The organism is Acidovorax lacteus (assembly GCF_039540375.1).
Lineage (GTDB): Bacteria > Pseudomonadota > Gammaproteobacteria > Burkholderiales > Burkholderiaceae_C > Acidovorax_G > Acidovorax_G lacteus.
The window spans coordinates 161,535-176,156 of sequence record NZ_BAABEX010000003.1 but is presented as its reverse complement, the minus strand read 5'-3'; the positions used below and the strand labels follow the sequence as shown (position 1 = coordinate 176,156).

Sequence of the window (14,622 nt, the reverse complement as noted above, 5' to 3'; positions counted from 1 at the left end):
CCTCGGCTGCGACGAGGAGCGCAGGGCGCGGGGCGGCGGGTGTGCCGCAGGACACACCCGCATCGTGATCATGCTTGCTGCGGTTGTCCGAGCGGAGCGCTGCAAGCGCGCAGCGAGTTCCGCAGCACGCCCTGGGGCCGAGCACCGCAGGATGCCCGGAGCGCAGCGCAGGGACGCAGGCGTGGGGTCGCCTTTTCTTTGCCTTCTTTCTTTTGGCGACCCAAAAGAAAGAAGGTGCGCCGCCGGGCGCACATCCCGGCCCCAGAACACAGCACAAGCACAGCAGCGAACTATCGCCAGCCACAAGATGCTATGAATTCCATAGCTACTCGTGCTGAAGAAACAAGCACAAGCAGCCCAAAAACCTTCAAGCCTCACCCACCGGCAATCCCACCCGCGTATCCATCTTCGCCCGCTTCGTACTGAAAAACGCCCGCACATTGCGCACATTCGCATCGGCCGTGAACAGTCGCTGCGACAGCGCCAGATACCCGGGCATGTCGCGCGTATGCACCACCAGCACAAAGTCTGGGCCTGGCGACACACGCCAGCACTGCTGCACCTCGGCGTCGGCCACGGCGCGGGCCTCGAAGGCGTCGAGTGCGGTGGTGTCCTGGCGGTCGAGCGACACCTCCACGATGCACGACAGCCCGTAGCCCAAAAGGGCGCCCAGGCGGTGCGTGTCGAGCACGGCCACCTGGCGCTCGATCAGCCCGGCCTCGCGCAGGCGGCGCACGCGGCGCAGGCAGGTGGGGGGCGAGACGTGCACCCGCTCGGCCAGGGTCTGGTTGGGCAGGGTGGCGTCGCGTTGCAGCCAGTCCAGCAGCTGCAGGTCGGTGGCGTCGAGCGTGATGGATTCCATTTAAATTGCGGAAATGAAAGAATATTCCGAGTACGTGGCCATCTGAAATATTCAATCACGAAACGCGATACTTCGATCCAACATTTCTTTCTCCCGCTCCTACGATCGCACCCATCCCTTCATTTCACCGGAGCACCACCATGTGCGGCATCGTTGGCGCGGTTTCCACGCGCGATATCGTCCCCGTCCTCGTTCAGGGCCTGCAGCGGCTGGAATACCGCGGATACGACTCTTGCGGCGTGGCCGTGCACGGCGCGAGCCTCGACGCTGCGCGCCCCGCGCAACTGGTGCGTGCGCGCAGCACAGCGCGTGTGGCCGAGTTGCTGGAGCAGGTGCGCACCGAGAGCCTGCAAGGTGCCACCGGCATCGCCCACACCCGCTGGGCCACGCACGGCGCACCGGCCGTGCACAACGCGCACCCGCACTTCAGCCATGGGCCGGGCGGCGCCGATGCAGACGCCGCCAGCCCTGCGCGCCCGGGCCGCGTGGCCCTGGTGCACAACGGCATCATCGAAAACTACGAAGCCCTGCGCGCCCAGTTGCAGGCCCGCGGCTACGTGTTTGCGAGCCAGACCGACACCGAAGTCATCGCCCACCTGATCGACAGCCTCTACAGCGGCGACCTGTTTGCCGCCGTGCAAGAGGCGGTGCAGCAACTGCACGGCGCCTACGCGATTGCCGTGGTGCACCGCGACGAGCCGCACCGCGTGGTGGGTGCGCGCGCGGGCTCGCCACTGGTGCTGGGCGTGGGGGCGGGCGGGGCCGAACACTTCCTCGCCAGCGACGCCATGGCCCTGGCGGGCGTGACGGACCAGATCGTGTACCTCGAGGAAGGCGACCTAGTGGACCTGCAACTGGGCCGCTACTGGATCGTGGGCCATGCGCCGGGCCGCGACGCGCGCCAGCCGCTCACCCCGGCCGAGCGCCCCGTGCGCACCGTTCACGCGCACAGCGGCGCGGCCGAGCTGGGGCCTTATCGGCACTACATGCAAAAGGAGATCTTCGAGCAGCCGCGCGCCATTGCCGACACGCTCGAAGGCCTGGAGGCCATCGTGCCCGAGCTGTTTGACGGCGCCCACGCGGCCGCCTGGCGCAGCTTCGAGGCCATCGACAGCGTGCTCATTCTGGCGTGCGGCACCAGCTACTACAGCGGCTGCGTGGCGCGCTACTGGCTCGAATCGCTGGCGGGCATCCCCACCCAGGTCGAAGTGGCCAGCGAATACCGCTACCGCACCAGCGTGCCCAACCCGCGTACGCTGGTGGTCACCATCAGCCAGTCGGGCGAAACGGCCGACACCCTGGCCGCGCTGCGCCATGCCCAGTCGCTGGGGCACGAGCACACGCTCACCATCTGCAACGTGGCCACCAGCGCCATGGTGCGCGAATGCAAGCTCGCCTACATCACGCGCGCCGGGGTCGAGATCGGCGTGGCCAGCACCAAGGCCTTCACCGCGCAGCTGGCGGGGCTGTTCTTGCTGACGCTGGCGCTCGCCCAGGCCAAGGGCCGCCTGTCGCCCGAGCAGGAGGCCGAGCACCTGCGCGCCATGCGCCACCTGCCCGTGGCCCTGCAGGCCGTGCTGGCGCTGGAGCCGCAGGTCATCAGCTGGGCCGAGGACTTTGCGCGCATGGAAAACGCGCTCTTCCTCGGTCGTGGCCTGCACTACCCGATTGCGCTGGAGGGCGCGCTCAAGCTCAAGGAGATCAGCTACATCCACGCCGAGGCCTACCCGGCGGGCGAACTCAAGCACGGCCCGCTGGCGCTGGTGACGAGCAGCATGCCGGTGGTGACCGTGGCGCCCAACGATGCGCTGCTGGAGAAGCTCAAGAGCAACATGCAGGAAGTGCGTGCCCGCGGCGGCGTGCTGTACGTGCTGGCCGACGCCGACACCCACATCGAAAGCGCCGAGGGGCTGCACGTGATCCGCATGCCCGAGCACTACGGCGCCCTGAGCCCGCTGCTGCACGTGGTGCCCCTGCAACTGCTGGCCTATCACACGGCTTGCGCACGCGGCACCGACGTGGACAAGCCGCGGAACTTGGCCAAGAGCGTGACGGTGGAGTGAAGCGGGTTCAGGCAACGGAGCGCCCCAAACTGGCTTCCAAGACCCTATACCAATCTTCGGCCGCCAGCGGCAAGCTCAGAGCTGCTAGGGCTTCCTGCAGCGCCTCCAGCCGCTGGCTGCCGGTGATGGGCACCGGGCGACTGGGGTGGCGCAGGATCCAGGCGTAGGCCATCGTGGCCACTGACACCTGGTGCTGGCGACCCAGGGCTTCGAGCACAGTTCGCACGCGCTGGGCAGCCTCGTCGCCCGCTTTGAAAAGACGACCGCCCGCGAGCGGGGACCAGATCATCGGACGGATACCAAGGTCCAAGCACTGATCCAGAGTACCGTCGGTCAGTGCGTTGAGGTGAAGGGGCGAGAGTTCGATCTGGTTCGTGGCCAGCCCTATGCGGTTGTTCAGTAACGCCAGCTGAGAAGGTGTGTGGTTGGACACGCCGAAGTGCAGCACCTTGCCTGCGGCCCGCAGGCCCTCGAAGGTGTGGGCCAGTTCGTCCGGGTCCATCAGTGCGTCGGGCCGGTGTATCAGCAGCAGGTCAATGTGGTCTGTATGCAGGGCTCGCAGCGACTCGTCGACCGAGGCCAGCACGTGCGCCCTGGAGGTGTCGTAGGACTTGATGGCGTGCCCCGGTCGTCGTTCGGACACCAGCTTGATGCCGCACTTGGTGACCAGCTGCATCCGCGAGCGCAGCGACGGCTGCGCTGCAAGGGCTTCGCCGAACAACCTTTCGACGGTGTAGCCACCGTAGATGTCGGCATGGTCGAAGCTCGTGATGCCCAGGTCGAGGCATTGCTCGATCCAGCGCACGCGCTGTTCAACGTTCATGCCCCATTCGCCCATGCGCCAGGCGCCGGCGACGATGGGCGAGAGACGGGGACCATGGTTGGAAAGCGCAACAGGCGCAAGGGTGTCAGAGGTCATGTCGTGGAAGGAACTACATCGTGGAGTTCGATGGGCAGGCCGTCGGGATCGGAAAAGAAGGTGAAGCGCCGGCCAGTGTATTGATCGACGCGTACCGGCTCGACCGCGACACCGTGCAACTCATGCTAGGCCTTGTGCCTCGGGGACCGACGGTCGCGGCGGCGGTGCCGGAGATGAAAACAGCTCAATCTGCTCCCCATTGGGTAACGCCAAATCAAGTTTGTACGACTGACGCTACTCGCGGTAGTGTTCGGCCACCACGCGCCGGCCCAGAACGTTCACGTAAAACGCTTTGGACCGTTCGTAGTCGGCGCAGCTAAGGGCAACATGGTGGATGCGGCGAAGACGGAGCATGGTGTGGCATCACCTCGTGCGGGTCGGTCCAGGTTGCACCAACGCTGGTGCGTCAAGTCGGATTCGCATGATGCGGAAATTGGGCCCTGCCTGGTCGAAGTCCATTCGGCCTGAGAAGACATGGTTAAGGTGGTTGGTCGATACCCAGAGCGCCCCTTCGGCGTCGAAGGCCATGGTGTCGGGCCAGATCCACTCGGGGCCTTCGGCAATCGTCGCCACTGTCCGGGTCTGGGGGTCGATGCGCTGAACCCGGTTGAGCGTGACGTTGGTGACGTAGACGCCGCCATCACGGCCGACGGCGATGCCATCCGATCCACCGCCGATCCGGATCGGACCGCTGACATGCCGCGCGATGTCACTGTCGCGCAGATTGGCGTCACGCAGGTGCCGGGTCTCGACACTGTAAACCGCATCGCCCGTGGTGATCGACCAGTACAGGTGCTGGCCGTTCGGACTGAGTGCGATACCGTTGATGCCGACCTTGAGTGCCACACCGGGAATGGCCGGCTCGCCATTGACCCGCAGCGGGCGTTCGGGATCGTCACTGGTCAGTGGCGAGCGATCGAGCAAGCGTCGGGCATTACCGGTTTTCAGGTCCAGAACGATGATGCCGCTGGCCGCACCGCCTTCAGCGCGATTGCCGCTGTCGCTGATGTAGGCCACCTGCCGGCGCTCGTCGAGCGCGATGTCGTTCAGGAAGCTCGTGGCGGGATCGGCCACGGCATCGGGCAGGGCGATGCGCCGCAGTTCACGGCCGCTGTCCAGATCGAACACCACCACCTTCTGCCCCTCGGACGTGGCACGCGATTCGCCGCCGGTGTAGCCCATGTCCAGAGCCCACAGTCGGTTGTGGCTGTCGATGGTGAAGCCCAGCACGCTGCGCAAGCCCCCGGGCCGACTGGCGTCGTTGGCTTCCCAGCTCGGGAACGGTTGCAACACCGATTGGCCGTTCTTCGTCACGACAAGATTGAGCGTGGCCGGCACACGAGGGTCCAGGATGCGTGCCACGCTGGCGAACACTCGGCCGCTGCGGTCCACCTTCACTCCGTACAGCGGTGCTTTGGTGTAGAGCCGCTCGGCGTTGTAGGCATCGGACTGCGCTGGTGTGGGAAAGTCCCACTGCGTGCGGGTCCAGGCGTGGCGCACTTCAGCGGCGGGCAGGGGCGCGAGAGGTTGCGCCAGCACGATGGTCGAGGCGCTGAGCAACGCCAGCACAGTGACAGCACCCCAGGCAGCCGCGGAGGACGTTTTTGTGAGTTTCATATGGGTTTAAGAGGGTTCAAGAGCCGGTCACGGCTTGGGTGATGTGTTGGTGGTTTCAGCGAACGTCGCTGGGGCGGTAGCGCTCTAGCCAATGGGCGTAGGGCGGTGGCAGCACCCAGGCGGCCCGGGGTTGGCCGAGCGCCTGCGCCGCGGCATAGGGCCAATGTGGATTCGCGAGGTGGGCGCGGCCGACGAGCGCCAAGTCGAGCTGACCCTGGGCAATGGCTGCTTCCGCCACCGCCGGGTCCTCGAAACCCCAGGCCGAAGACACCGGTATGCCCGCCTCGCGACGGACCCGAGCAGCCACCGGACCCAGGAAACCAGGACCCCAGGGCACCTGCGCTTTGGGCGTGGAGAAACCGACGCTGACGCTGAGCAGGTCCAGCCCTTCCGCCTTGAACTGGCGGGCCAGCGCGATCGATTCGGCCAAGGTGCGTTCGTCGTCACCGTCGTACTCGATGACACCGAAGCGGGCGGTCAGCGGCAGCCGCTCGGGCCAGACGCGGCGCACCGCGCGCAGCGTGTCGAGCAGGAAGCGGCTGCGGTTCTCGAAACTGCCGCCATAAGCATCGTCACGCGCGTTGGCATGAGTGGAGGAAAAGCTCTGGCCCAAGTACCCGTGCGCGAAGTGCAGTTCCAGCCATTCGAAGCCCGCGTCCCGAGCGCGGCGGGCCGCGGCCACGAAGTCCAGCTGCACGCGCTGGATGTCGTCCAGGCTCATCGCCTGCGGTACGCGGTCGAGGTGGGCACCGAAGGCGACCTCCGACGGCGAGATCGGCTGCCAGCCGGTGGCGTCGCCCGCGGGAATGTGGTCATCGCCTTCCCAGGGTCGATGGGCGCTGGCCTTGCGGCCGGCATGTCCGATCTGGATGCCGGGAATCGCACCGGTTTGGCGGATGGACTGTGCGATGGCCGCCAAGGGCTCTGCCTGGGCGTCGTTCCACAGGCCCAGGCAGGCCGGCGTGATGCGCCCCTCGGGCGACACCGCGGTCGCCTCGACAGTCACCAGGGCCGCCCCCCCGCGGGCTAGCATGGCGTAGTGGGTGTAGTGCCAGTCTTTGGCCAGGCCGTCCTGGGCCATGTATTGACACATCGGCGGCACGCCGATACGGTTGCGCAACCTCACGCCTTTGATCGTCAGCGGTTCAAACAAAGCTGCCAAGGCTGCTCTCCAGATGCAAGTGAGTAAAGGTTTCTTTAGCGATCCGATAGGGCCATCAACAGCTCCTGCGCCACGAGGTGGGACGACTGTGGGTTCTGCCCGGTGATCAGCTGACCATCGCGGATCGCAAAGGCTTGCCAATTGCCCGCGCCCTCGAAGCGACCGCCCAGTTCACGCAGGCGTGTCTCCAGCATGAAGGGCACTACCTTCTCCAGGCCAACGGCAACTTCCTCAGCGTCGGTGAACGAATTGACGCGCAAGTCCTTCACGATCGATTGCCCATCGGGACGTTTGGCCGTGACGAGGCCTGCTGCACCGTGGCAGACCGCAGCGATCAGCTTGTTCGCGGCGAAGGCGCGCTCGACCGCGCGGGTCACGCCGTCTTCCACCGGCAGGTCCCACATCGTTCCGTGGCCACCGGGGAAGAACACGGCATCGAACTCAGCGCCGTCAAATTCAGAGGCCTTGGGGGTCGCGGCAATGCGCGCCTGCAGGGCGGTATCGGCCAGGAAGCGCTCGACCACCGGGTCGTTCTGGCCGACAGGCTTGACGCTACCCGGGTCAATGGGCGCGGGGCCGCCTGCCGGGGAAGCCAGTGTCACGTCGACGCCGGCATCGGCCAGCGCGTAGTACGGCACGGCCAACTCTTCAGCCCACAGGCCTGTGGGCTTGCCGGTTTCGCCCATACGGGCGTTGGAAGTAACGATCATCAGAATGCGGGAAGTCATGGTGTGTCCTTATGGAGTTGCCGCGCCACTGTGGCGCGATGGTCAGGACTTTATTGATTCTTCAGGGTCCAATAAACTGGCATTCTCGAAATTCATTAATTACTCTGCTGAATAAATGGCGCGCACCTTTGAGCCCGTGCAGTTGGGCAGCATCGAACTGTTCTGCAAGGCAGCCGAGCTCGGCAGCTTCACCGGTGCAGCGGAAGCGCTGGGTTTGACGCCGGCATCGGTGAGCCGCTCCATCGGGCGGCTCGAGATGCGGCTGGGCGTGCGGCTGTTCAACCGCACCACCCGCAGCGTTCGGCTCACCCCGGGGGGCGAGCTCTACCACGCGCAGTGCCAGCAGGCCCTGGAGCAGATCGCCGAGGCCGAGCGCGCACTGACCGGCCAGCAGGCCGAGCCCAAGGGTCTGGTGCGCGTGAGCGTGGGCACCGTGTACGGGCACCACCGCGTGGTGCCGATGCTGCCCGGCTTCATGGCCGCCTACCCAGGCGTCGAGGTGGAGCTCAACGTCTCCAATCGCAACGTTGACTTCGTCGAAGACGGCTACGACCTTGCCATTCGACTGGGTGAGCCGAGGGACTCGCGCCTGGTTTCGCGCAAGCTCGAAGAGGCCACCGTGGGCATATTCGGATCACCCGCCTACCTGCGGAGCCGTGGCAAGCCAAAGACGCTCGACGAGTTGCGCCAGCACGACCTGATCCAGTTCGTGGTGCCCAGCACTGGCAGACCGATGCCCTGGATCCTGCGCACGCCCGAGGGCGAGGACATCGACTTCGGCTTCAAGAGCCGACAGCGCGTGCACGAGGACGTGCTGGCCGGCGTGGGCTGGGCCGCGGCGGGCGGCGGGCTGTTCCAGATTTACCATTTCGTGGCACGCGAGGCGGTGAAGACGGGCCAGCTCGTGGAGGTGATGCACGGCCACAGCGGCCGGTCGCGGCCGTTCCATGTGCTGTACCCGCAGAACCGGCACCTGTCGGCACGTGTGCGGGCCTTTGTGCAGTACCTGGCCACAGCCGTCGGACCGTCCACCCGCCACGACTGAAGCCGCGGCGACGAACTCAGCGACCCGCGCGATAAGCGAAGCTCTTGCGCCACGCCGTGGGCGACACACCGATGTGCTGGCGGAACTGCTGGCGCAAGGCCGCAGCAGTGCCCATGCCCACCGCCTCGGCCACGGCGTCGATCGAAAGTTCGGACTGCTCCAGCAGCCGCTGGGCCTGGGCCAGCCGCTGGGCCGCCAGCCAGGCCATCGGTGTCGTGCCGCAGACCAGGCGGAAGTGCCGTGTGAAGCTGCGCCGGCTCATCGCTGCCAGCGCGGCCATGCTGTCCACCGTGTGCGGCGCCGCCAAGTCGTGCGCGACCTGCTCCAGCACGCGCGCCAGTCGGGCATCGGCAGCGGCCACCGGCACCGGCTGCTCGATGAACTGCGCCTGCCCGCCAGCGCGGTGCGGCGCAATGACCAGATGGCGCGCCACGCGGCTGGCCGCTTCCGCACCCCGCAGCTGGCGCAGGATGTGGAGACAGCAATCCATGCCCGCAGCGGTGCCGGCCGAGGTGACGACATCGCCCTCGTCGACATAGAGCACTTCGCGGTCGACCTGCACCGCCGCAAAGCGCTGCGCGAAATCGTCCGCCACCGACCAGTGCGTCGTGGCGCGGCGGCCATCGAGTAGTCCGGAGGCCGCCAAAGGGTAGGCCCCCAGACACAATCCGACCAGCCGCGCGCCGCGCCTGTGGGCGGCGCGCAGCGCTTGGGTCAACGGCTCGGGCGGCGTTTCTGCCGGGTCACGCCAGCTGGGCACGATCACCACGTCGGCCCGCCGCAATGCTGCCAGCCCCCGGTCCACGCGCAGCTCGTAGCCCACGGTGGTGCGCAAGCGGCGGTCCGCGGCGCACACGCGGAAATCGAAGGGCGCAACGCCGGGGTGGCGATCGCCGAACACCACGCAAGGCACGGCCAGGTGGAAGGGGCTGATACCGTCGAAGGCGACCACCACCACGCGAACGGCGGGCTGGTCAGGCGTGGGCAAGGTCTTGCTGGGCCTGGGCATTGGCGGTGGTGTGAGGGAGTGTCGCGAGGCGCTGTCGGGCCAAAACCATATTTTGGCCCGATGGTTTCGTTAATTGTCCATCGGGCCACGGACACAAGGGGCCTCTCTGGCAGACGATTCGAACCCTTTGCATTTGAAGGGCTTCACGTGAACCCACAGACCTCTTCCAAGCTGCTCACCCTGGCCCTCTGGGCCGGCGTGGCCTACTTTTGCGCCATGGCCACTGCGCATTTCTTCGGCCTGAAGGTGCCTTTGTTGTTCGTTTACTACGACGTGCCGTACCACGCCTATCAGGACAAGATCATCTCGTTCGCCGTGGTGGCGTACGCCTGCCTTTTTGCCTCGGCTGCTCGCATCCCGGATGTCGTGCCAGCGGCGCTGGTGGCCCTTGGTGTCACGGTGTTGGGCCTGAGTGCCGTCAACGCATCAGACGCGCTGGCAACGGTCCTGGACGGGCGCTCGACATTGGTGTACTGGGCCCAGACAGGTCTGATCGCGGTCTATGCGGTGGTCTTGTTGGGCCTGTTTCTCATGCGCAACAAGGGGTAAGCGGCTTCAAGGCCACGACCTGTTGCCAACAGACTCATAACGCAACAAAGTTGCGTTATCGGTTAAACTGCAATCCAGTTGCGATAAAAGCGCGGGTTTGCAGACGTGTGGTCAATGCAGCGACGGCGGCTTTCTGCTTGTGTGCTGCTGCGTGGGCCTGCTGTGCTTGTCCGCGGCATCGATGCAGTGGCTGCCTTGAACCCGAGTGCGCCAAGCGCAGTCGCCTCGGTGTGGTCTCCGTTGCACGGTGCCTTCGTTTCCTTGTGGAGAGCGCCATGGCGCGCATTCGCTGTGCCTGCCGGGGGCGGGGCAGAGCGGGGCGCAGCCGCCGCTGAATGCTCAAGGTAGAAGGCCGGCCACCTGGCGAAGCGTTTGAACCGATTCGTGCGCCAGGTGGGATGGGGACCTTGTGGCGTTTGTGGCCAGACAACCGAGCGCGTCGCGCATTCATTCGGCTCCGCCAGGGCCTGTTGCACGCATCGTGCGTGATGGCTGCCATGCACACGATGTAACCGTCTTGAAGACTACGAACCTGACCATGCCTCACGAACTTGCGCCACATACGAACCGTATCCCCGTCACCGTGCTTTCGGGTTTCCTGGGTGCGGGCAAGACCACGTTGCTCAACCACATCCTGAACAACCGCGAAGGTCGCCGGGTGGCGGTGATCGTCAATGACATGTCCGAGGTGAACATCGATGCCGAGCTGGTGCGCCAAGGCGGCGCCGAACTCTCGCGAACGGACGAGAAGATGGTGGAGATGAGCAACGGTTGCATCTGCTGCACGTTGCGTGAGGACCTGCTCATCGAGGTGCAAAGGCTCGCCGAAGAAGGCAGGTTCGACCAGCTGGTGATTGAGTCCACAGGGATATCCGAGCCTTTGCCGGTGGCAGAGACCTTTACCTTCGCAGGAGAAGACGGCAAGAGTCTTTCGGATGTGGCCCGGCTGGACACCATGGTCACTGTGGTGGATGCCTTCAACTTTCTGAAGGACTACAGCTCCCGCGACAGCCTGCAGTCACGAGGCGAATCGCTGGGGGACGAAGACCAGCGCACGGTGGTTGACTTGTTGATCGAGCAGATTGAGTTCTGTGACGTGATCGTGCTCAACAAGGTCGATCTGATCACGTTCGAGCAGCGCGAGCAGTTGATGGGCATGCTGCATGGCCTCAATCCGCGCGCAAAAATCGAAGTTTCCGAGTTCGGCAAGGTGGCGCTCGGCACGGTGTTGGACACAGGCCTGTTTGACTTCGAGGAGGCCTCCAAAGCGCCTGGGTGGCTCAAGGAACTGCGCGGCGAGCATACGCCGGAGACGGAGGAATATGGCATCAGCAGCTTTGTCTATCGAGCACGCAGGCCTTTTCACCCCAAGCGATTCTTCCATCTGGTCGAAAGTGAATGGCCAGGGGTGGTGCGCTCCAAAGGATTCTTCTGGTTGGCGAGCAGGCCCACGTATGCGGGCTCATGGTCGCAGGCCGGTGCGGTGGCGCGGCACGGAGCCGCAGGGTTTTGGTGGGCGGCTGTGCCTCCAGAGCACTGGCCGGTAGACCCCGAGGCCGTCGCCCACATTCGCAAGCACTGGGACACCCAAACGGGCGATGCACGCCAGGAAATGGTGCTCATCGGCATCGGGATGAATGAAGCCGCGCTCAGGGCCCGCTTTGATGCCTGCCTGCTCACCGACAGGGAGATGGGCGAAGGCCCTCAAGCTTGGGCTGCCTACGAGGATCCGTTCCCTGCGTGGGAATGATCTGAACGCCTGGACATGGACTGCATGTCTTCGTCCAGCGCCCCGTGCGGGCACCCGGGGCGCACAGCTGCACGATGTGGCGCTGGTCGGTTTCCCGGCCCTTCTGGCTCCAATCGACGCGATGGGGCTGCTTAACTCAAAACACCGGGCGCCTCAGGCGGTCCACACAGCAAGCCATTTGCCCTGTAGCCCAGCTGCGGTGGCGCGTTCGCAGGTGCACGGATCCAGGGCCGCCTTGGAACGGCCCAGGGGGGGCTGCGCCGGGTCGCTCCCACCATCGCCCTGCGAAGGCGTGACGCTGCCGCTGCTTGCCTGGCGGAGGCGGTTCACACGGAACGCAACCGTCACAGCGGAACCGCCATCGCCTGCGTGCGCCCATCGGGGGCATCCTGCTCGCCGAAGCGATGGCCCCCCGCCGTCGGTTGCTCGTCAGTCAGGGCGCTGTGATGGGGACCTGACGTCCACCCCGCCGCATCATCGACGGCCGATGCGACTCGCTGCGATGAGCAGCGCACCTCCGGTCAGGCGGCGCCTGCGCGCAGGATTTTGGCGGCCGCGACCATGTTGGCCAGCGCAGGAGTCACTTCTGACCACTGCCGTGTCTTGAGGCCACAGTCCGGATTCACCCACAGGCGCTCGGCTGGTATGCGCTCTGCAGCTTTCTGCATGAGCTGCACGATGCGTTCTTGCGTCGGCACGTTGGGCGAATGAATGTCGTACACCCCGGGGCCAATCTCGTTGGGGTACTGGAAGTGCTCGAATGCGTCCAGCAGTTCCATGTCCGAGCGAGCGGTTTCGATGGTGATGACGTCGGCATCCATGTCGGCAATCGACGCGATGATGTCGTTGAACTCGGAGTAGCACATGTGCGTATGGATCTGGGTTTCATCGCGTACACCGTTGGCGGCGATGCGGAACGACTCCACGGCCCAGTCCAGGTACTCTTGCCATTGCGTCTTGCGCAGTGGCAGCCCTTCGCGAAGCGCGGCCTCATCAATTTGAATGATGCGTACCCCAGCCTTTTCCAGGTCCAGCACTTCCGCGCGGATCGCCAGCGCCAGTTGTGTGCACGACACTGAGCGGGGTTGATCGTCACGTACGAACGACCAGTTGAGCATGGTCACGGGCCCGGTGAGCATGCCCTTCACGGGTTTGGTGGTGAGCTGCTGTGCGTAGGTGATCCAGTCCACGGTCATAGCTTTTGGACGACTGATGTCGCCGAACAGGATGGGTGGCTTGACGCACCGAGAGCCATACGATTGGACCCACCCGAACTGGCTGAACGCATAGCCATCGAGCTGCTCGCCGAAATACTCCACCATGTCGTTGCGTTCCGCCTCGCCATGTACCAAGACATCCAGGTCGAGTGCTTCCTGCTCGCGAACGCTGCGTTCAATCTCGGCCCGCATGACGGCTTGGTACTCGACGAAGTCCATGCGACCCGCCTTGAACGCACTGCGCGCATGGCGGATCTGAGCCGTTTGGGGAAACGATCCGATGGTGGTAGTGGGATAGGTGGGCAGCCGCAGCAACGCCGCTTGTTTGCTTGCACGCCGGGCGTAGGCACTCTCACGCTGGCCCAGATGGGTGTCCACACGGGACACCGCCGCATGCACCGCAGGGTTGTGTACGCGCGCCGACGAGCGGCGCGCGGCCAGCGCCGCAACGTTGGCCGCCAGTTCAGCCCTTACGGCATCGCGTCCTTGCCGAAGCGCTTTGCCGAGTACGCGCAGCTCATCGAGCTTCTGCAAGGCGAAAGCCAGCCAAGACTTCACATCGCTGTCGAGCCGCTGCTCAATGTCCAGATCGACCGGGACATGCAGCAGCGAGCACGACGGCGCGAGCCAAAGGCGCTCCTGCAGGCGCTGCGCCAGTGGTTCCAGCCAGTCCAGCACAGCGGTGAGATCGGTTTTCCAGATGTTGCGTCCGTTGATCACGCCCAGCGACAGCACCTTGTGCGGAGAGAGCAGGTTGAGCAGGGTCCGTACTCCCTGAGGGTCGTTGACGGCATCCAGATGCAGGCCCGCGACAGGCAGATTGGCAGCAAGATAGGCGTTGTCTTGCAACGGGCCAAAGTAGGTGGCGACCAGCAGTTTGACCTTGGTGGCCTTGAGGTGGTGATACGCAAGGTTGAATGCGTGCTGCCAATCCGCATCCAGTTCCGTGACCAGGATGGGCTCGTCGATCTGCACCCATTCCACGCCCTGGGCTGCCAGGGTGTCCAGCAACTCTGCGTACACCGGCAGCAGGCGTTCCAGCAGTGCCAGCTTGTTCGATTCGTCCTTGCTCTTGCCGATCGCCAGGTAGGTCACGGGGCCGATGATGACGGGCTTGGCCTGTACACCCTGGGCCTTGGCTTCGGCCAGTTGCGCTTGCAGCCGTGCGGCGTCGAGCGAGAACTCGGTGGAGGCATGGAACTCGGGGACGATGTAGTGGTAATTGGTGTCAAACCACTTGGTCATTTCGCCCGCTGCCACGTTGCCACAACAGGCGCTGTCGTCCTCGGTGCTCGGGGCCGAGCGTCCGCGTGCCACGCGAAAGTAGTTGTCCAACGGGTCGCCGTGGAAGCCGCGCACGCGCTCGGGCAGGTTGCCCAGCAGGAAGCTCATGTCCAGCACCTGGTCGTAGAAAGAGAAATCCCCGACGGGAACCAGATCCAGGCCAGCCTGCTGCGCCCAGTGCTGCTGACGCAGTTGTGCGCCAAGGGTCTGGAGTGCGTCGCGCGAGGACTCACCCTTCCAATACGCCTCCAGGGCGAACTTCAATTCGCGGTGGGCGCCGATGCGTGGAAAACCAAGGTTGTGGATCGTCGTCATGTCGTTGTTGCGTCAAGCAGTGAATGAGAGGGGAACGAGAGAAACGAGCGGATCGTAGGCACCCAAATCAATGAAGTAAAATGGTCTTATCTCAATAATCGA

The 14,622-nt window shown here is 65.0% G+C and carries 11 protein-coding genes and 1 pseudogene; 4 read left to right on the top strand and 8 right to left on the bottom strand.

The window, feature by feature from the left end:
- Window positions 1–367: 367 nt before the first annotated feature.
- On the bottom strand, window positions 368–862 hold the full coding sequence (locus ABD866_RS02080; RefSeq protein ID WP_345060738.1) for an Lrp/AsnC family transcriptional regulator: 495 nt from the start codon (window positions 860–862) through the stop codon (window positions 368–370).
- Window positions 863–1,002: 140 nt separating this feature from the next.
- Between ABD866_RS02080 and glmS the strand changes: the two genes are divergently transcribed.
- Window positions 1,003–2,925 carry a glutamine--fructose-6-phosphate transaminase (isomerizing) gene (gene glmS / locus ABD866_RS02075; protein ID WP_345060736.1) on the top strand — a complete coding sequence of 641 codons (1,923 nt, stop codon included), beginning with the start codon at window positions 1,003–1,005 and terminating at the stop codon, window positions 2,923–2,925.
- Window positions 2,926–2,932: 7 nt separating this feature from the next.
- Here glmS and ABD866_RS02070 read toward each other — a convergent pair whose 3' ends face one another.
- The 5 genes and pseudogenes from ABD866_RS02070 to ABD866_RS02050 form a co-directional block, all read right to left on the bottom strand.
- The gene (locus ABD866_RS02070; protein WP_345060734.1) at window positions 2,933–3,844 is read right to left on the bottom strand and encodes an aldo/keto reductase; all 912 of its coding nucleotides are present in this window, start codon (window positions 3,842–3,844) and stop codon (window positions 2,933–2,935) included.
- Window positions 3,841–4,198: pseudogene (locus ABD866_RS02065) on the bottom strand (VOC family protein). Before ABD866_RS02065 ends, ABD866_RS02070 begins: the two are co-directional and overlap by 4 nt.
- Window positions 4,199–4,207: 9 nt before the next feature.
- Window positions 4,208–5,461, bottom strand: a complete 1,254-nt coding sequence (locus ABD866_RS02060; RefSeq protein WP_345060732.1) for an L-dopachrome tautomerase-related protein — start codon at window positions 5,459–5,461, stop codon at window positions 4,208–4,210.
- A 55-nt stretch (window positions 5,462–5,516) separates the two neighbouring features.
- Complete coding sequence (locus ABD866_RS02055) at window positions 5,517–6,623, bottom strand: NADH:flavin oxidoreductase/NADH oxidase (protein WP_345060730.1); 1,107 nt, start codon at window positions 6,621–6,623, stop codon at window positions 5,517–5,519.
- A 35-nt stretch (window positions 6,624–6,658) separates the two neighbouring features.
- Window positions 6,659–7,351: a type 1 glutamine amidotransferase domain-containing protein gene (locus ABD866_RS02050; RefSeq protein WP_345060728.1), complete on the bottom strand. Its 693-nt coding sequence runs from the start codon at window positions 7,349–7,351 to the stop codon at window positions 6,659–6,661.
- A 115-nt stretch (window positions 7,352–7,466) separates the two neighbouring features.
- On the opposite strand from ABD866_RS02050, the gene ABD866_RS02045 reads away from it, so the two are divergent.
- Window positions 7,467–8,396 carry a LysR family transcriptional regulator gene (locus ABD866_RS02045; protein WP_345060726.1) on the top strand — a complete coding sequence of 310 codons (930 nt, stop codon included), beginning with the start codon at window positions 7,467–7,469 and terminating at the stop codon, window positions 8,394–8,396.
- A gap of 16 nt (window positions 8,397–8,412) precedes the next feature.
- Here the strand turns inward: ABD866_RS02045 and ABD866_RS02040 are convergent, their stop codons facing one another.
- Complete coding sequence (locus ABD866_RS02040) at window positions 8,413–9,405, bottom strand: GlxA family transcriptional regulator (RefSeq protein WP_345060724.1); 993 nt, start codon at window positions 9,403–9,405, stop codon at window positions 8,413–8,415.
- A 147-nt stretch (window positions 9,406–9,552) separates the two neighbouring features.
- Between ABD866_RS02040 and ABD866_RS02035 the strand changes: the two genes are divergently transcribed.
- Window positions 9,553–9,954: a hypothetical protein gene (locus ABD866_RS02035; RefSeq protein WP_345060722.1), complete on the top strand. Its 402-nt coding sequence runs from the start codon at window positions 9,553–9,555 to the stop codon at window positions 9,952–9,954.
- 538 nt (window positions 9,955–10,492) lie between these two features.
- Window positions 10,493–11,704 (top strand): zinc metallochaperone GTPase ZigA, encoded by a 1,212-nt coding sequence (gene zigA, locus ABD866_RS02030; protein WP_345060720.1) that lies wholly within the window; start codon window positions 10,493–10,495, stop codon window positions 11,702–11,704.
- 521 nt (window positions 11,705–12,225) lie between these two features.
- On the opposite strand, the gene metE is transcribed toward zigA, so the two are convergent.
- Entirely contained in the window at window positions 12,226–14,520 is a 2,295-nt protein-coding gene (gene metE, locus ABD866_RS02025) for a 5-methyltetrahydropteroyltriglutamate--homocysteine S-methyltransferase (RefSeq protein WP_345060718.1), read from the bottom strand.
- Window positions 14,521–14,622: the final 102 nt, after the last annotated feature.